The organism is Paraburkholderia sp. SG-MS1 (assembly GCF_012275575.1).
Lineage (GTDB): Bacteria > Pseudomonadota > Gammaproteobacteria > Burkholderiales > Burkholderiaceae > Paraburkholderia.
Map to the genome: position 1 here is coordinate 32,657 of NZ_NPIH01000168.1, position 18,457 is coordinate 51,113.

Below are 18,457 nucleotides of genomic sequence, written 5' to 3' on the forward strand. Positions count from 1 at the left end.
ATCCATACAGTATTCCGTGCCATGGCCACCTTGCTCCAAAACGTCGAGTCGATTCACCCCGCGCTTTGGCGCGGTTCGCAACTCGCGCGTACCCACGGCAGGACGGTCGATACCGGCTACGCGGCCCTGTCGGCCGAGCTGCCCGGTGGGGGTTGGCCGTTGGGTGCGCTGGTGGAACTGCTGGTCCAGCAGCCAGGGATTGGCGAAATGCGGCTCCTGAATCCGGCGCTTGCAGAGTTGGGCAAGCGACCAATAGCGCTGCTGCAGCCTCCGCATGTCCCAAATTCGCTGGGGTTCTCGTATCTCGGGCTTCCGATGGAGCGGCTCATCAGGTTGCGGGCACCGAAGATGGCCGACGCGCTGTGGTGCGCAGAGCGCGTGCTTCAGGCGAGGAGCTGCGGCGCGCTTATCTTGTGGCAGCAGCACATCCGGACCGAAGCGCTGCGGCGGTTACATCTCGCGGCGCAGGCGTCAGAAACGCTCCTTGTTGTCATCCGGCCTTTGGCCAGTGCGCAGGACGCGTCGCCCGCCACGCTGCGGCTGGGTGTCAAACCGGCTGACGGCGGCCTCGTCGTCGACGTCGTCAAGCGACGGGGCCCAATACAAAGCGAAGCACTGTCCATCACCCTGCAACCATCACCGATTCTTCTGAGCCCCTATGGCCGTGTTCGTCGCCATCTTCCTGCCCCGGCTTTCGCTGGAGGTGTTCCGTCCGAGGTGGTCGCCTCGCACTGAGCACGGCTGCGTCGTGCTGGAGCGCGACAAGGTAGTGGTGATGGATTCGATGGCACGGCAAGCTGGTGTGTTGCCGGGAATGAAGCGGGGCGGCGTAATTACGCTATCGCCCGACGCGTTGATGTACGACCGGAGCGTCGAGCGGGAGCATGAAATGCAGCGCGAGGTTGCATTCGGTCTGTTGCGTTTCTCGCCGCAAGTGGCGGTGTGCGACGAAGAAACTATCGTCATGGACGTAACGGCCAGCTTGCGCCTCTTCGGTGGTATCCGGCGCGTCTGCGCACTGACGTATGACGTCGTGAAGTCCATCGGCGTGACCATCCGCATGAGCGTTGCGCCCACTGGTCAAGGGGCATGGCTGCTAGCAAAGCGAGGCCGGTGCCGCGTGCTCAAGATGTCGTCACTTGAGCGGAACCTGAGCGCGCTGCCGTTCACGGTCGTGCAGGAACTTCGCTCGTTCGCGGACTGGTTTCAGGGGTTGGGCTGCCGGGTGCTGGGCGACATCCGCCGCTTGCCGCGCGCCGGGCTGAAGAAACGTTGCGGCGTGGATTTGCTCGATGCGCTTGACCGGGCCTATGGTTTGTCGCCCGAGTTGTATCAATGGCTCGAAATACCGCCCACATTCAGTGCGCGAAATGAGCTCCCCGACCGCGTCGAGCATGCCGAAGCCATACTTTTTTCAGCGAAACGCCTTATCGTTCAGATGTGCGGCTGGCTCAGCGCGCAGCAGCTTGCGCTGACCCACGCCACACTATTGCTCGAACACGAGCGTGGACGCGAAGCCGTTGAACCGACCATCCTCGAAATCGCGCTCGCAGAGCCCACATGGCACGAGGAGCACCTCGTTCGTTTGTTGAAGGAGCGCCTCGGGCGCACCGAGCTGTCCGCTGCGGTGCTCGCAGTTCGCCTGACCGCATCCAGTGTGCAACCCGCCGAGCCGCCGAGCGACGCACTGTTTCCTGACCCCGGGGGCTCGGCAGAAGACCACAACCGGTTGATTGAGCTGCTGGTCGCCCGACTAGGCTCGGAAAACGTTGAACGCGCGGCACCAACGTCCGACCACAGGCCGGAAATGGCGAACCGCTGGGTGCCCATTCAGAACAATGCGAAGGTGCATCGACCTCCAGCTGGTTTGCCACGACCGACCTGGCTGCTTGAAGAGCCCATCAAGCTTATGATGAAAGGCCATCGTCCTTTCTATGGCTCGCCGCTCAGGCTCGTATCGACCGGGGAGCGTATTGAGGCGGGATGGCATGACAGCGAAGCGGTCACGCGCGATTACTACGTCGCCGAAGCCGCCGACAAAAGCTGCTACTGGATTTACCGCGAACGGCCCGTCGTCAAGACAGACGAAGTGCGGTGGTTTTTGCACGGTCTCTTTGGATAAGACGGTGTGCCCGTGGACTTCCCATCATCAACGCTTCCGAACTATGCGGAGCTTTTCGCCTTCACAAACTTCTCGTTCCTCCGTGGCGCATCCCACGGGGAGGAACTGGTGCAGCGCGCCGCACAGCTTGGCTACTCGGGCCTCGCAATAACTGACGAGTGCTCGCTCGCCGGCGTGGTCCGCGCTCATGTCCAAGCAAAGAAAGACATGCTGCCGCTGGTCATCGGTTCGTACTTCCAGCTCGTGCATGCAGACAGGACACCGGCCTTCGGCCTTATTCTGTTAGCGCAGAATCGCGAGGGCTACGGCAACCTCTCTGAGCTCATCACACTGGGCCGTATGCGGGCGACAAAGGGCGAATACCTGCTCACCCCGTACGACATCTCTAAGCCCGAGAAGGGCTACGTGCATCTGAGGGGTATGCCGAACTGCCTGGCCATTCTCGTACCTGATTTTCCCGCGAAAGAAGATGTGCTAGCGGCTCAACTCGAGTGGATGAACGATGTGTTCGCAGGACGGGGATGGGTTGGACTCGTCATGCACCAGCGCGCGATGGACGACATACATCGCGGTATCGTCGAACACGTGGCTGACCAGTATCGCGTGCCGGTGGTAGCGACCGGCAATGTAGTCATGCATGTCCGTTCGCGCAAGCCGCTACAGGACACAATGACGGCAATCCGGCTGCGGACGACCGTCGCTGAATGTGGGTACGACCTCGCGCCCAATGCAGAAGGTCATCTGCGCTCGCGGTTCCGGCTGGGCAACCTGTACCCGGCCCGAGCGTTATATGAAACGCTCAACATTCTCGAGCGATGCAACTTCTCGCTCGACGAGCTTCGGTATGAATATCCGGACGAGCTCGTTCCGGACGGCTTTACCCATGAAGAGTATCTACGCCGGGAGACGTACATTGGTGCGCACCGGCGCTATCCCGATGGCATTCCGCACACCGTGCAGGAACAGATTGAGCACGAGCTCCAGCTTATCCGTGAACTGGAATATGAAGCCTACTTCCTCACGGTCTACGACATCGTTCGCTTCGCACGCAGCCAGCACATCCTGTGTCAGGGGCGCGGGTCTGCTGCAAATAGCGCGGTCTGCTACTGCCTTGGGGTGACCGAGGTGGACCCGGCGCGGGGCAACATGCTCTTCGAGCGATTCATTTCGAAAGAACGCGGCGAGCCTCCCGACATCGACGTGGACTTCGAACACCAGCGTCGCGAAGAAGTAATCCAGTACATCTACCGGAAGTACGGACGGGACCGTGCGGCCATCGCAGCGGCAGTATCGACCTACCGGCCGCGCGGCGCGTTGCGCGAAAGCGGCAAGGCGCTCGGCATCGACCCACAGATTGTGGATAAGGTCGCGAAGTCGCACCAGTGGTTTGACCATTCGGCAGACCTGCTTCAACGCTTCGCTGAGACTGGCCTCGACCCAGAGAATCCGCTCATTGGTCTATGGGCGAAGCTGGCCGCGCAGATTCTCAACTTCCCGCGACACCTGTCACAGCACTCGGGCGGCTTCGTCATCAGTCGCGGCAAGCTCACGCGACTCGTGCCGGTCGAGAACGCTGCAATGGCCGACCGGTCCGCGATTCAGTGGGACAAGGACGACCTTGAGGCGCTCGGCCTGCTGAAGATAGACGTTCTCGCGCTCGGCATGCTATCGGCGATTCGGCGCACGCTCGACATCGTGTCGGAGCAGCGCGGCGAGCGCTTCGAGATGCAGGACATACCCGCTGAAGACGCGGCAACGTACGAGATGATTTCTCGTGCCGATACCGTAGGCGTGTTCCAGATTGAGTCGCGCGCTCAGATGAGCATGCTGCCGCGCATGAAGCCTCGTGAGTTCTACGACCTCGTCATCGAGGTCGCCATCGTGAGACCTGGTCCGATTCAGGGTGGCGCAGTGCATCCGTACCTGCGTCGGCGTCAGGGGGTGGAACCGGTGACGTATCCGAGCGAAGCGCTCGAGGTCGCGCTCGGCCGAACGCTGGGTGTACCAATTTTCCAGGAGCAGGTGATGCAGGTCGCCATCCTGGCTGCCGGTTTTACACCTGGCGAAGCGGACCAGCTCCGTCGAGCTATGGCCGCCTGGAAGCGCAAGGGTGGCCTCGACAAATATTACGACCGCATCGTCAACGGGATGATGGAGCGTGGCTACAAAAAGGAATTTGCCGAATCCATCTTCCAGCAGATTCATGGTTTCGGCGAATACGGGTTTCCGGAAAGTCACGCAGCGTCGTTTGCCTTGCTCGTGTACGCAAGCAGCTGGTTGAAGTGCCACGAGCCGGAGGCGTTTCTTGCTGCGATGCTGAACAGCCTGCCGCTCGGCTTTTACTCTGCGTCGCAGCTGATACAGGACGCGCAGCGTCACGGTGTGAAGGTGTTGCCGGCCGATGTCACTATCAGCAACTGGGATTCAGTCCTCGACCACCACGAATCCTCCTCAAGACCGGCGGTACGCCTAGGCTTGTCACTGTTGAAGGGCATGAAGGACGGCGCGGCAGAGCGGATTGAAGCGGCGAGGGCGGTCAGGCAGTTCGCTAGTGTCGGTGACCTCGCCAAACGTGCGCAGCTCGACCGGAAAGACCTTCAGGTTCTTGCGGCAGCAAACTCCTTGTCGTCACTGGCCGGCAACCGGCGGGAAGCACTCTGGGCGTCGGTGGCTGCAGTGCCCGACCGCGATATCCTCGCTGATGCGCGGGTGGATGATGAAACGCCGGCGCTCGGTGCGCCTTCGGAAGGTGAAGACGTCGTTGCCGACTACAACTCGATGAGCCTCACACTTGGCCGGCATCCGCTTTCGCTGCTGAGGCCGGTGCTTCTCGAACAGCGTCTTGTGCCGGCGGCTACGCTCATGACATACCGCAATGGGAGGCTTGCGCGCGGATGTGGCTTGGTCACAGTACGTCAGCGCCCAGGGACGGCAAAGGGTGTAATGTTCGTGACCATCGAGGACGAGACCGGCAACGTCAACGTCATTATCTGGCCGTCGCTGCAGGAGAAGTTTCGACAGGAGGCACTGGGGGCATCACTGCTTGCCGTGTACGGAACGTGGCAATGCGAGGGTGAAGTCCGCCACCTGGTGGCACAACGGCTCGTCGATTTGTCGCACTTGCTCGGCGGGCTCACAGCCGTCAGTCGAAATTTCTGCTGACCAGCTACCGCTGGTTGTCGCGGGGAGGAGTATTGTTGTAGTGGGTGTTGAGTGCGAGGCGCAATTCGACTCATCGCAGGAGGATGGTTTTGCTTTTTCTGTTTAGCGGAGGCTACGATGAGCAAAGGAACAGTTAGCGGCCAAAGCGGTGCTCGAGGCACTTCGAGCGGCGCATCGAAGGGCTCGCCCAGTGGGGCCAAATCGAGCGGAAGTGGCGGCCGGTCGCCGAACAGCTTTTCCGGGGCAGTTGGCCGAGTACGACCGGAAATCCGTCAGGAAGTGGGCGCGGCAACGCTACACCGCGAGGAAGCCGGTGACAAGTTGACCAATAGGGGGCTCCGAAAGCAACACGCATCGACGACGTTTGGTCGATTCAATTCCCTCGAGCTATCGAGCGAACACCGACTTGGGCGGCGTCTCCGCTGAGACAGATGGATGGATTGAGTAGCTCAAATCGCAATTTCCGCTCAGCATCAAATCTCCAGTTGAAAACTTGCGGCAGCTTCGGGACCAACGCCAAACCTCTCGGTCAGTCGATAAATAAATCGGCCGAACATTTCTGCGAGATGACGTGGATGCCGTGCAAGTTTGAACGGCTCAATATCAAGCAGTTGCGAGGGAGAAAAGAGTCGTTCGGCAGCTATGCCTCGTCGCCGCCTAAACTCTCCGAAGAAGTCATCGAAAGAGCATTGACCTAGGCGGACGGCTTCGACCAAGCGGTCCAGATGGTCGATGCTCAAGATATGTGGCAGGTCGTCTTCATCCTTATCGTCAAACAGAAATTTTCCTGAGCCAAGGAACAAGTCCCCATAAGTGATAGTGACCTTGTGGACGGGGAGCGGGTTACCGTCAAGTTGTCCATGAACGTGCTTCTCGACATTATCGAGCTGCATCGCTGCCTTTAAGACTGTAGCGCGCAATTTGGAACGGTAAGTTCCTGCCTGTCCTGTGGCCGGTAGTGTGTGCACCAGAGCCTTATTTTTCACTTCCAGCAGAATGATGGCCTCCGGTGTGATAACCGCAAAGTCGCAACATTGTCCGATGACCGAAAAGCGCTTTCTGACCTCTTGTTCCCCGAGCACAATGTCGGCCGCGCGACGCAATGACCTTCCAACATATTCTTCGAACCAACGTTCGAACGAGTCTCTCGCACGCGCATCATCGCTACGAACCACGATATCGCTGAATGCATATTCGAAATGCCGGCGCATCCCGGGGGTTCCCCAAAAGAATCGCTGTCGGTTATAGGTAACAAATGGATAGCGGTACATCAAGTTGGGTTGAAACCATTCGTCGTCTGTGACCGCTGCCATTTCCTTCGATACTGTTTCCCTCTTGAATACAATCGTTCTTAAAAAATCTTTGAGAATTGGAGCACCAAACACGTTTTGTAATTCGCTCAAGAACTCGGGCGTGAAGACGTCTCCGATGCATTCCTCGGTACGAAGCCAGAACGGGAGGGCGAGAAACAGATAGTCCTCTGCCGACACCGACAGCCCCTCGTCAAGCACCTGCCGGAGTTTTGAAGCGGGGTCGATATGGTTTAAAAGGTCAATCTGTCTCGCAAAATCGCCCATGCCGTGGTTAGTCTGATGTGGCACCTGCGCAATGAGAAGCGAACGTATCATCAGGTCCAGACTGTTTGCTTGCTTTAGAGCAGCAAGAGTATCTGAACTTTTCCACGCGTCGTTCATGCATATCATCAGGTCAGTTTGCTGCATGCGAGTCCGACCGTACATTCTCGGATTGTCACGAAGAGTCCAGAGGGCGAGCCTTTCGGCAATCCAGGGCATGCGAGCAGCTCGGGTCGCCCCCGTCCGGTCGTCGATAAGGAGATACGCTGAAATTTGCTGAAGAACGGAGCTGTACTCGAATCGGCGCATCTTGTTGCGAATTGGCCGAATTGAATCTGCATATCCCATGTCTGCTCGAAACGTGTATTTTGCTTGTTAGGTGGGCATTCCGTCGGTGTGAATCGTGTTGTCGTCGGCAGTACATCGCTCTACTACGCCCTCGATGTTTGAAAGCTGATTGAGTCGAAGCAGCAAACGCGTCGGGCGGTAGATGAAGCCACTGCCTTGCCCCCCATAGTTCGCGGGTGGGACGTTCGCGATAAGGAGTCCAGTCCTCAGTAGCGCTCCGGCTGTTGCCATGAGGTCTTCCGCGTCGTCGAATACGCTGGGAACAAGTTCTTCGATAGTCTGCAATTGCAAGTCGCGCATAGATTTACTTTGCTCGTTCGGTTGAGCATGGAGCCTGACAATAGTGCCGAGCAAAATCACCTCGTCTCGCTTCAGAGGCGCAAGAATGTCAGCAAGGTATAGAAAGTCGTCTGCTGCGACCGAGCGATGCACAACTTGTCCCGCGAAGACCGCTGCCAGCAATCGGAGATTCAGTTTTGCCGCACCTTCTTCTGCAGCGCGCTGATAACGAAAGAGAATCGCGGCGGCTTCTGGCAGGTCCGACTCGTCGAGCCTCCGCGCTCCTGATTTCAGTTCGTCGAGCAAAATCCTCGCGGCCAACGTTTGGCGATGTTGAATGATGTTTTTGAGTATCTCCGATGCACTGGTTGCTATGGTGTTCGCGGCAGCGAACTTTTCAGCGCTTAGCCCATCGCTCAAGACCGAGTTAAAGAGACTCAACAATAGCTGACTCATGATTTTTTCGTGTGTGACTTTACCGGTTAAAAGTAGCTTGCCTTCCCGCCGATTTTGGCCGCTGACAGCGGCCTCTTTCCTCCCAACCTGAGACGCTGTCGCAGCCAGTTCCTGCAAGTACGCTGTCCGAGGCACCACCATCCCAACCTGCGCAGTGGGGGCAGTTTCGTATCTCCGCGTTGAAGTGCCACGCATTGTCGTCTGTCGGTCGGGCCGTGCCAACTGTTTTCCCGTCTCCACGTGCGCAAACTGTCCCTTCGCTGGCTTCGCCGACGTGTTTGTCTGAAGGCAGTGAAACGCTTTGCTGTAAGTGCAGACATCTCGGCCGCTGGGCGGCTAGTCGTACTACCCTTCATCGCGTCCACTATCCGAAACCGCATGTTTGTCCGTAGGAAATCCCGTGTAGACGTCCTGTACGTACATGCCGTAGTCGCTTTTTAGCGCACATGGATAGTGCTCAAGCCCCGTTTCCGGAAGCGATTCGCCTCTTCGCTATGCCGGGCATCACGACTCGGGCGCGCTCGGGTGAGCGCGATAGGCATGGAATCCGGTCATTGTCTCAGGAGTTCTCGAGTGGGGAAAACCTACTGGCGCTCATCAAAATCCTGCTGCGAGAGCACTTGTTGACCGGCGTTTGGGCGACGCATGGGCGACGCATGGGCGAAATCGTGGCCACATCGTATTCCGGTCGTGTAGGGATGGCTGCGATTCGGAGCCGTCAAGGGTGAGCCTGGGACGGATGAGGCTATCTTGACATCGAGGAGGCAGAGCAGTGTTTCGATGCGAATTGCATATTCGGTGCGGGGGGAACGGAGGGCTTAAAACTCCGACAGCACTCTGACCACAGATTCCTAGTTTTCCAATGGGATGGCCACGTTCTGTATTGCGGGAGGCATCGCGAATGGGCCAAAATTCGCGCTTGGGTCAATCGGCAGGTGCTTCAGCTTATCACCAAAAGCGTTGAGCAAACCGTCGTCGATTATAGTTGAACGCCGCAGCGAATTCAGACCAGACGCGAGTAAAAAATGGCTACAAATGTAGACTTGAAAGAATGGGGACGATTCTGGACCCCTCGGGGTGTTCCGATTCACGTCGACGAACAGGGATTTACAGCACACTCGAGAAATGAGTGGGGAGCGTTCGCAAATCCTCAGCTTCGAATTACATCCGAACTGGTCGCTGCGTCATCAGTAACCGTCCTGCTCGGTGAGCCCGGCTCAGGAAAGTCTTTCGAACTTGGTCTGCTTAAAACGCAATTTGAGGCATCGGACCCCCGTGAGGTACAGTTCTTGGACTTGGGAAGTCATGCCCATCCGACAACGTTGGAGGCGGCGCTTCGCCGTTCGTTGAAAGGTTGCATTAACGATAGCACGCCGACAGTTCTTTTTCTCGACGCGCTTGATGAATGTCGCGTTAACATCAAACGCGCTGAGAATGTAATCGAACATGTGCTGTGTGACGTAACGCCCTCTTTATTGCATATTTTTATTGCTTGTCGCACACCTGCATGGCCTGCAACTTTCGAGGAGATGTTGCGAGGATGGTGGAATGGGCGCGAGGATGTCAATGTCTTCGAAATTGCTCCTCACTCTCGCGAACAAGTTCGAACACGGCTACGTCAAAAGAACATTAGCGAAGACGATTTCTTCAGGGCGCTGATACGGTCCCGTGCTTATGGGCTGGCACTGCAGCCGCTGGGCCTGCAGTTCCTGATATCACAGTTCAAAGACGAATCCGAGTTTTCTACAACGAGATGGGACCTCTACGAGAAGGGCTGCAGTGCATTGCTTCGGGAGAGCAAGCGTCGTCTCGAAGACAGTGTTGTAGCACTCCCAAATGTGCAACAGCGGTTGCAGCTTTCGGGTCTGATGGCCGCATGCGCGTTACTGACCAACTGTACGGATTTCGTGCTGGATGGCAACGACGAGGCATTTCAAGGAGCTGGGGCCTGTTTAAGCGCGGAACAACTAAACGGAGTTCCTCTTAACTTTCACGAGGGGCACTGGCACGCCAGCCGGCAACAGTGCCATGAAATTTTTCAGTCAGGTCTTTTCGTCACAAAATCTAATGGCGTGTTCGCATTTGCGCATCGGACATACGCTGAGTTTATGGCTGCTCGATTCGTCGAGTCGCTTGGCTTTTCGTTGGAGAAAATAACAAGGTTGATAACGCTCCCAGACGGCACGGGGCGTCTCGTCCAGCAGTTGCGCGAGTTTGCCGGTTGGATGACGCATGGAAACCGTAAGATGCTTAAGTTTCTGCTTGGTTGCGACCCCGCCTTCATCTTCGATAGCAGCATTCCATTGACCGATGAAGATGGCGTTGCCAACGCGTTTGACGAACTGGTACAACTTGTGAAGCGCTACAAGTTTCCGATTTATGATTCGAGCCTCATACGCTTATATGGGAGGCTGGCCCATCCCGGACTGTGTCGCAAACTTGGCGCAATCCTTAAAGGCCAATCTGAAGCGCCTGCGCTAAGGCAGTTTGCTGCAGACGTTGCTGCAGCGGTGGGGCACGTGAATGAGATTCCAGAACTGCTCGACATAGCATTGGACGGGTCGGAGAACTACGATGTCCGACAGCATGCAGCGAATGCAATTCGAGATGCGGGAACTGCGGAGTTGAAGTTCCGCTTGCGGCCGCTCATGGAGGGACGTTGCCTGGGTGATGCAGACGATGAGCTTAAGGGAATTGCATTACATTGCGCCCTAGATGCAGAAGCTGCCATTGGTTCACTAATCGTACATCTTGAGCGCGAAAAGAATCCACACTACGCAGGAGCCTATTCAAGTGGAATGCGGCGCGTGAAAAATGCGGATTTTGTGCAATCCGATATCAACCCTTTGATTGGGTGGTTACAGCAACAACTCACGAATGAGCGCCTCGACTATTCATGGGAAGAGTTCGTCTTTCACATGTTCAGTAAGACAGCATTGGCCGTAATTCAATTTAACGATGGGTGGGTCGAATTTGGAGGGGTTGCATGGCTCGCTGTGTCGAAACATCATCGATTGTCTGGCGACCGTCAGAACAGGTGGTTTGATTCTGGTCTTCAGTTGAGCAGCTACCCTGAACGTCGATTCCAGTTGTTCGAGGCAATGCTCGCTGCTGCATCCGGAAACGAGAGTTTCGCAGCGTGGACGCTTCGTTCTGAGACCGGGCTATTGAGCAATGCAGATGGCGGGTACCTCGTAAGTCTATATAAGCGCAAAACCTGGACCGAACGCATCCAAAAGATACTCGCGAATCTGATGCTCGGATACCTGTTTGAGAGTAATGGAATCGTGAGGGAATGGGCGTTAAATGTGGCGGGTCCCGCATCAGAGGCGCGCGACTCAGTGCTCACGGAGGTGTTAGGTGGTAGCTTCGCTGCAATTCCCCTAGATTCGCCAATGGCTGACTCGCTTCGAACAACACATTTGATGGTGAAGCAAGTTCCGAAACAGGCCGCTTCTCAGCCAGTGAAGACGTCGTCTGAAATACTTCATAAGGCGTTGGAGGGCGCAGAAAGAGGAGAAACTTGGCAATGGATGAATATACTGTCCTGTCTTCACTATGAAGATAATTTCGGCGGCTACCGTCAATTTTTTGACGAGGTGACGAAGCTTCCATTATGGCGAAAACTGGATTCCGAAACACAACAGCGACTTGTCTCTGTCGCACGTCGATTCCTCCAAGACTGCGGACCACCAGCCAGTAAGCTTGGCCCAAATCAGGCGAACAGCTTCGAGGATGGCGGGATTGCCGCGCTCGTTTTGCTGTACAGCCAAGGCGACAACTCGAATGAATATATTGACCTCGTTATCAAATGGTCGCTTGGTCTAGCTAGGTACAACAGAGACGGTCAACCTCAGACTACTATCAATATGCTCCTGACGGAGGGAGTCAAAACAAGTCCCGATTCCGTTTTGCCAATCCTGTTCAGCATATGTGTCCGAGACGTTACATACGAACTTCCGAGGATGCCGGGATTCACTGATGAGTTGATGCCGGCAGAACTGGTTAGGTTGCTTGATGAATTTTTAGTATCGCTTCCCGATGATGATAGTTTCTTTACGCTATGTTCGTATCTCGTCAAGCGAAAAAGCTTTCGAGCAATCGAAACGCTGGTTTCAAGGTTGAGTGTTATTCCGGATTTCGCGACGAACTTTGCGTCAAAGTGCCTTGACTTGCTTGCGAGATGGGACCCTGCCAAATTGGTTGCGCTAATTTGGCCGCGTCTCCGTGACGATGTAGAAGCTGTTGCCTCTTTCGCGGCGCAAGTTCAACTTGTGGCGTCGACGCACGTACACCCCTTCCTGGTTGAGCGCGCCGAGACCACTGAGGAGCTTTTTGAGATTCTTGAGAAGCATTTTCCGACTTCGGACGACCTTCCATTTAACGGGCCTGTCACCCGACGTCATCATATCCAGGAATTCAGGAAGGGTTGCATCACAGCGCTTCGCGAGAAGGCAGATGTTCGTAGCATCGCGGCCTTGAACAGAATCTTTTCGCGTCACCCCGAGCTCCCCTGGATTGCGTCGTCAGCGCATCAGGCCGAGCAAAAGGCTGCACGCGATGCCTGGATTCCGTACGAGTTCGAAGAGGTGACCGCAGTGTTTAGCCTTTCCGCCTCAAGGGTAGTCCGGACCGACGCGGAGCTTCACTCGACCTTGATGGCAGAATTGCGGTCAATAGAGAAAGAAATTTCGGCGCAATCCGCGCAGCCGCTCGTCTATTTTCTATGGGACGAAAAATCCAATGAACCAAAGCACGAACCGCGTCTGTGCGATTGGTTGGCGTCGGAGTTGCGTAGACGACTTGGCCATCGCGGCGCAGTGGTAAATCGCGAGGTCCAGGTCAGAGCACACAATCCAAAAGGGGTCGGCGAGCGAACCGACATCTTGATTGAAGTGTCGCAAGCACACTCTCGAACGAGCAGTGCCGACGTTCTGAGACTGGTAATCGAAGTAAAAGGATGCTGGAACGAGGAACTTCTGACTGCTCCAGCCTCCCAACTACGCGACAATTACATGAAAGCTGTTGGCGCTTTGACGGGTATCTACCTCGTCATGTGGTTCTACTGTGAGAGGTGGGCCGATGGCGATAGTAGGAAACGACGCACGCGAAAACTCGTTCGCGAGGCAACCTCCAGCGCTTGCTTAGCAGCAGTCGCTGTTCCGTGTGAGGAAGCATCCAACTCAACGTGGAAAATTAGCCCGTTTGTTATCGATTGCGCTTACTAGAGTAAGTTTGTGCGCCGGGGGCAGGGAACACAGATATTCGTGCGCGTTGGCTATGAGGTCGCGGACCTATGCTATTCGATGTCAGACTCAAGGCACATACAGCGCGGACACAAGAGTAGGTTATGTAAATATGAAATCAAAAGCTACCAGCTCGTTCGGCTACCTTGTCGACCGAATTCTTCATCGCCGCGCAGTACCCCTTGTCGGCGCGGGAATATCGGCCCAGTCAACAAGGGATGGGCAACCATGGAATGGCCATAAGATATGGGAGTTGATTGACAGAGCTTTACGGCCAACCCTCAGCGCGCGCCTAACACGGTTCAGAAAGAACCCGACGAAGTTCCGGACGTGTGTCCTTTGTGATAGCTGTTTCGCGAGTGAGGTCTCGTACCAAAGAGCTTTTCGCGACTTTGGAATTTCGACTTCCTCGAACTGCTGTCTCTGTGATTTGCGAATTGCAAAGGAGCAAAACGCATTGACAAAGGCGTGCGAGGCGTTTCTTTGGGAGCATGGGGGAGCCACAGACGCCAGTTATAAGGCGCTCGTAAGCGCGCTGCAGATTGAAAAGTTTGTGAATCTCGACCCTCGGCCAGCTCATTTCTATCTCTCTTATCTAGCACGTGAAGGTCTCATCACCGAGGTGGTGACAACGAATTACGACTGCAACCTGGAACGTGCCTACGCGAAGACTTGGCGCAATGAAGTTGCCCTTGCTGAAAAATTGACCTACGCGGTGTTCGACCTGGACACGTTTGCGGCATATGCGGCTATTAGTTCAGAAGGGCGGTCGGGAGAGGATACGGCGCACGTTCTGCGCGTCTATAAAATTAATGGTTGTGCAGCACAACTAAGTAAAAATCCAGAACACGCGAAAAATATATTGTTGACAGCGTCCCAGCTACAAGACTGGCGGAGGCGTAAATGGGCTGGGGATTATTTTCGGACGAAGGTGCGCACGGCTTCACTTGTGACAATAGGGTTCGGAAGTGACGAACCGCAGGTAGTGCATACCTTGCAACAGGTTCTCGAAGAGTTCTCCGAATTTCCCGACAGGCAGCCTCGTCCAATATTCGAGGCCGAGAATGCTCCAATTGTGACGACATACGAGCACTACCCAAGCTTTCAGCAACTCCAGTTAGTAAATGGTTTTGCAGCGTGGTGGACCGGGGTTGCTACTGATGGCAACGCGCTTGTTATCGGACCATACGAACGTGCCGGGTCCGCCCTCGCTTCACATACCCCGCTCAATGCTCCAGAGTGCTTGGCAGCGGACCGCTTGTGGGCAGATGTCTTTCAAATGGTCTTTGCACGACTGCTTTGCACGAAACTACGCGACGCCGCTGTAAGCGAAAACTCTGCGTTTACCGCGACTATCCCCCACGCAGACAAATTGCTTTTGGCGTTAGCCGCAGAACTCGACGCCTGCACAACGCAACAACTCCGCGATTCAAGCGCACCCGCCCACTGGCTCGCAGAGACGCAGGAGTTCCTAAATACATCTGGACCGCTCCGTCCAGCGCTTAGTCGTTGCTTATCCCACATTCGTGATGCGGGAGCGCACCCGGACTACTATTGCGCAGTTGGCGACCATCCCAGCCTTGCCGCTGAACTCGCCTTGCTGTTCGCGCTTCTCCAAGCCGAGCGATTCGCAGGTACCAAGCCTCTGTCAGTCTCTGTCGAACACAAATGGTGGGGCCGTGTATCCTTACTGCCGGGCGGCCCGATTGAGATACGGTTGCCCACTGCTATAGGCCACGAAGACATGGACGCAGCCTTGTACGTTTCCGGACGGCATCAAGTCGAGGATGGAGCGACAATGACAATTCCTGTGCGTGCTGGACCGGCACAAAGGGTTGAACTTATTGTCGGTATGTCGGGCAGTTCAAGAAGGCTGTTCGACCGCCGTGCCTATGTTGTGGATGGAGTTACGCGTAAGCCAATCGTGATTGTGCGAGTCGATTGGCGAACATTGTTTCCAGCGTCAATGGCCGAAGCGTCGCCCTCTGAGGTTTCGGAGCGGCTACAGCAAATTGTTAGATTCCCCAGTAAATTTAGACGTCGGCTGGACCCTAGTATTCGCTCTAATCCCCTTCTTCAGCGTCGAGCCAACTCATGAGCGCCATTCAATCCAATATAGCCTTCGCATTGTCAGACGACGTGAGGGATACAGACGCTGGGCGCGTCTACCTCCGAGCCCATCCTTGGATTTCATGGAATCGACTGTTTATTTCGTCGGTTATGAATGTCGTGGATGCAACGTCGCAGATAATAGAACCGGGAGCAAGTGATGACTTGAACGAGGCGTCAAAGTTGCGCGATGAAATCTGTGACCTCGTCGACAGCCTCTCTGCTGCCGGTATTACTTCGCCCGTAACTTTGGTTATCCGCTGTGGTGCAGATGCGTTCGCACACTGGCATCGCTTGGCGGGTGACCAAGATTGGTTGCGGGGAACGTTCTCGATTTATCCGTATGAGCCGGAGCGTTACGCTGCAGCAGGATTTCCCGATGCCAGTCGATTTACGTCTTTCGTCACCGATTCATCGGGCGGTAATGTCACTCGATACACGCTCCGCTCATTAACGGAGCAAGAATACCTTGACGCGGTATGGGAAAGGGTCGTTTCCGAATTACGGGATGATTCGCTGACGTATAAGCTTGCGAGTCGTGTGCGCGATGCATATGCCGAAGTCGGCATCGCCGTTGCTGGACAACCCTTGGGACAGTCGAAAGCCAAACGCGGCGTTGCCCGTTGGCTTAGAGAAGATGTGCTGGCGCGGGTTTCGCAGTTTTTGCAGGCCGATGTGACAGACTCTGCAGGAGGGGCGTAGACGTGAGGTCAATAAAGTCACTAAAGCTGCAGAATTTTCGAGGATTTGCGGGTGAGCGCACCCTAGACCTGGACGCTGACCTCATCTTGGTTACAGGGAAGAACGGAGCGGGAAAGACCAGCTTGCTTCTCGCAATCGATTTGCTCCTGAACGGACAAACTAGTCTCATCGAAAGCACAGGCGATTGCAAAAACACAAGAGCGAGCAGCGGGCGCTTGGAATTGTTCGGAAAGAACCCATTGCAAGTTGACTTGGTAAACTTGCCAGCAAGGCGAGAGTATGCTGATTTACTTGAGAGAGCTCAGTTTTTTTTCCCGGAAGGGCTGGTTTCGCCGGAAAACTCACAGGACATTTTAAGTATCGTTGCGCCGACAGCGATGGCTTGGCAAAGCATTCGGGGCGCTTTGGAAGAAACTCAAGCGGAGCTAACGACGGCTAAGTCAGCAATCTTCGTTCAGAAATTTGATGTTGAGAGGGAGAGAAAAACGGTCGCTTTGCGCTTCGAAGAAGCAAAATCGAAGATTTCATCGGACGAGGCACTCGTCTCTCCTTGGGTTTCAGTGCTCCATGACTCGGGAAGCCTGCTCATTCAGAACGGCAACCTCGCCAACTATTGGCAGAGCCAGCTTAAGAATTTGCTCGACCGATTGGCTCATGCGATGGGGATGGACACGTCTGCCTCCGTTGGGACAGACGGAGTTTTGAATGCGATTGCGGGGATATGCGAGGGGCTTCGTTCACAGATTGATTTGTCAAAGACTGACGCTTCCCGCCACGCCCCTGCAGATGCATTGAGCAGGGAATTGCGTGGCTTCGACCAGGAAATGGAAATAAACCTGTCTGAGATATTTGGGGACGAGACGCATAGCAAGATATCTTCGTTAAACGAGATAGAAAAGAAGTTTGTTGAGAGTCAAGCTCGGCTTTCTCTTATACGCGAACAACGAAAGCGGCTTGCAATCAACTCAGACGCGCTCGCTCCATCGCTAGAGCAGATGGCGGGGCAAGCGGGCGATTGGCTTGGTTTGTTGCGAGAGTTACCCAAGGCTTTGCGGGACGAGACAGTGCAGCTAGATTCGTGGCTCAGTGAGCTTTTGATTGCAGCTCCGGAGCTCGCTGCTCGGGTGAGAACAATCGACGAGAAGCTTCGGAAATCGGAGCTTGAGATGTTGACACAAGCCACCCTCGCCGAAGCTGATATGGAGGAGTTGCGTGCAAAGCAAACTCTCCGTAGATGCATTTCTCCGCTAAAAGATGAGGAATGGGCCTATTCGGCGTCGACTATAGGTGAACTTTTGGAGCGCGCTGAGATACGTGCAACGGTGCATCAGCAAACGCTGTCCTCACTTGACCGAATGGCAGTAGCGCTCAGGGAACTTGCTGCGGCTGCGCTGGCGTGGGCCAATCTGGAGCGGGAGATTGAGCGCCAAAACTTGGTGATTGGGAACAAGGATAGGCGAGTTGCCGCCGAAAAGCTGGTTGTTGAAGCCGAGCGCACACTCAAACGGGCAACGGGGAAGGACAGCATTTTTAGCGTAACTTCAGCTATCGACGAGGGGCAGGTGCGAGAGTTGCTGCGTTCATTGAATCGCCTCTTAGCGCGCTTCCACTTTCCTCCTGATTTCCTGCCAATTCAACTGCAGATTGTTTCGAAGTCGGCAAAGGTACCGAACTATCGTTTCGTGTCGGAGCGCGGGCCGGAGTATGCGGGGCTTTCTACCGGCCAGAAGACTCAACTGGCGGTGTGTTGGACTGTCTGCTTAGGCTATGCGTTACGAGACAGGATTACGCACCCGATAGTTGCTTTTGACGACTTCACTACTGCGCTGGATTTAGGGCAACTGATACCTGCTTCAGGAATTCTGCGCCAACTTGCATATTGCGAATCGGACGAATTTCGCCGACAAGTAATTGTGACGAGCCACCATGAAGACTTGACTAATCGGCTTCTCGACTATCTTCTGCCGCCGGAGGGCCGAACCATGAAGGTAATTGAGATGCTAGAGTGGACGCCGGAAAACGGCCCGGAAATGCGGATGTACGACGTAAAGCCTAGCGTACTGCAAGCCTCTCCAGACGAGCTTGCCGTTTGGTTAAACGCTCAAATGCAAGGCCGTCCAGCTTAGTGACGTCTTAGGTGGCTTTGGGGGCTGTTAGAAAATGATGTAGCGACTTGATATGCAACGTCTGGCCGCGTGTAGCTCGAATAAGGGCGAGAAGTGGCTCTACCATACGGGCACGCTGGGAGCTTCCCGCCATGGTTCCGATGCACGTCAATCTAACAAGCGTCCGGAAACCTTTCCCGATGCCCCCATGACGTCGAAAATCGAGTTGGTCGAAGGCGAAGTGTGGAGATTCACGCAAGCCGAATGCTTCTATCTCCCAATGGTCAATCTTGCACCGTCTCAGTTCAGCATCGTGGCAACCTAACCTTAGCCAACGCTCACTTGGCCGAAATA

10 protein-coding genes are annotated in these 18,457 nt (G+C 55.4%); 8 read left to right on the top strand and 2 right to left on the bottom strand.

All coding sequences use genetic code 11. The features are described from left to right. Nucleotides 1–21 precede the first annotated feature (21 nt). From imuA to CIC12_RS12940, 3 genes are read left to right on the top strand one after another with little or no spacing between them, the layout of a single operon-like run. Entirely contained in the window at nt 22–735 is a 714-nt protein-coding gene (gene imuA / locus CIC12_RS12930; RefSeq protein WP_168664495.1) for a translesion DNA synthesis-associated protein ImuA, read from the top strand. Next, entirely contained in the window at nt 659–2,122 is a 1,464-nt protein-coding gene (locus tag CIC12_RS12935) for a Y-family DNA polymerase (protein ID WP_168664496.1), read from the top strand. The genes imuA and CIC12_RS12935 overlap by 77 nt, the downstream gene beginning before the upstream one ends. 12 nt (nt 2,123–2,134) lie before the next feature. After that, on the top strand, nt 2,135–5,284 hold the full coding sequence (locus CIC12_RS12940; protein ID WP_168664573.1) for an error-prone DNA polymerase: 3,150 nt from the start codon (nt 2,135–2,137) through the stop codon (nt 5,282–5,284). Nucleotides 5,285–5,757: 473 nt separating this feature from the next. On the opposite strand, the gene CIC12_RS12945 is transcribed toward CIC12_RS12940, so the two are convergent. Continuing rightward, nucleotides 5,758–7,206 carry a hypothetical protein gene (locus CIC12_RS12945; RefSeq protein ID WP_168664497.1) on the bottom strand — a complete coding sequence of 483 codons (1,449 nt, stop codon included), beginning with the start codon at nt 7,204–7,206 and terminating at the stop codon, nt 5,758–5,760. A 27-nt stretch (nt 7,207–7,233) separates the two neighbouring features. Beyond that, nucleotides 7,234–7,941 carry a hypothetical protein gene (locus CIC12_RS12950; RefSeq protein ID WP_238812565.1) on the bottom strand — a complete coding sequence of 236 codons (708 nt, stop codon included), beginning with the start codon at nt 7,939–7,941 and terminating at the stop codon, nt 7,234–7,236. Between the two features lie 1,025 nt (nt 7,942–8,966). On the opposite strand from CIC12_RS12950, the gene CIC12_RS12955 reads away from it, so the two are divergent. The 5 genes from CIC12_RS12955 to CIC12_RS12975 all read left to right on the top strand — a co-directional run bounded on the left by CIC12_RS12955 (nt 8,967) and on the right by CIC12_RS12975 (nt 18,428). Further along, a complete protein-coding gene (locus tag CIC12_RS12955) occupies nt 8,967–13,169 on the top strand; it encodes an NACHT domain-containing protein (protein ID WP_168664499.1) in 4,203 nt (1,400 codons plus the stop codon). Between the two features lie 475 nt (nt 13,170–13,644). Further along, complete coding sequence (locus CIC12_RS12960) at nt 13,645–15,285, top strand: SIR2 family protein (RefSeq protein WP_168664500.1); 1,641 nt, start codon at nt 13,645–13,647, stop codon at nt 15,283–15,285. Continuing rightward, the gene (locus CIC12_RS12965) at nt 15,282–15,998 is read left to right on the top strand and encodes a hypothetical protein (RefSeq protein ID WP_168664501.1); all 717 of its coding nucleotides are present in this window, start codon (nt 15,282–15,284) and stop codon (nt 15,996–15,998) included. The genes CIC12_RS12960 and CIC12_RS12965 overlap by 4 nt, the downstream gene beginning before the upstream one ends. A 2-nt stretch (nt 15,999–16,000) precedes the next feature. After that, complete coding sequence (locus tag CIC12_RS12970) at nt 16,001–18,124, top strand: AAA family ATPase (RefSeq protein ID WP_168664502.1); 2,124 nt, start codon at nt 16,001–16,003, stop codon at nt 18,122–18,124. 52 nt (nt 18,125–18,176) lie between these two features. Continuing rightward, nucleotides 18,177–18,428, top strand: a complete 252-nt coding sequence (locus CIC12_RS12975; protein WP_168664503.1) for a hypothetical protein — start codon at nt 18,177–18,179, stop codon at nt 18,426–18,428. The last annotated feature ends 29 nt before the right edge of the window (nt 18,429–18,457 follow it).

Bases quoted from the DNA above. Each gene is read 5' to 3' on its own strand.
- CIC12_RS12935 (WP_168664496.1), top strand. From the start codon at position 659: ATGGCCGTGTTCGTCGCCATCTTCCTGCCCCGGCTTTCGCTGGAGGTG.
- CIC12_RS12975 (WP_168664503.1), top strand. From the start codon at position 18,177: ATGCAACGTCTGGCCGCGTGTAGCTCGAATAAGGGCGAGAAGTGGCTC.
- CIC12_RS12955 (WP_168664499.1), top strand. From the start codon at position 8,967: ATGGCTACAAATGTAGACTTGAAAGAATGGGGACGATTCTGGACCCCT.
- imuA (WP_168664495.1), top strand. From the start codon at position 22: ATGGCCACCTTGCTCCAAAACGTCGAGTCGATTCACCCCGCGCTTTGG.
- CIC12_RS12965 (WP_168664501.1), top strand. From the start codon at position 15,282: ATGAGCGCCATTCAATCCAATATAGCCTTCGCATTGTCAGACGACGTG.
- CIC12_RS12945 (WP_168664497.1), bottom strand. From the start codon at position 7,206: ATGGGATATGCAGATTCAATTCGGCCAATTCGCAACAAGATGCGCCGA.
- CIC12_RS12950 (WP_238812565.1), bottom strand. From the start codon at position 7,941: ATGAGTCAGCTATTGTTGAGTCTCTTTAACTCGGTCTTGAGCGATGGG.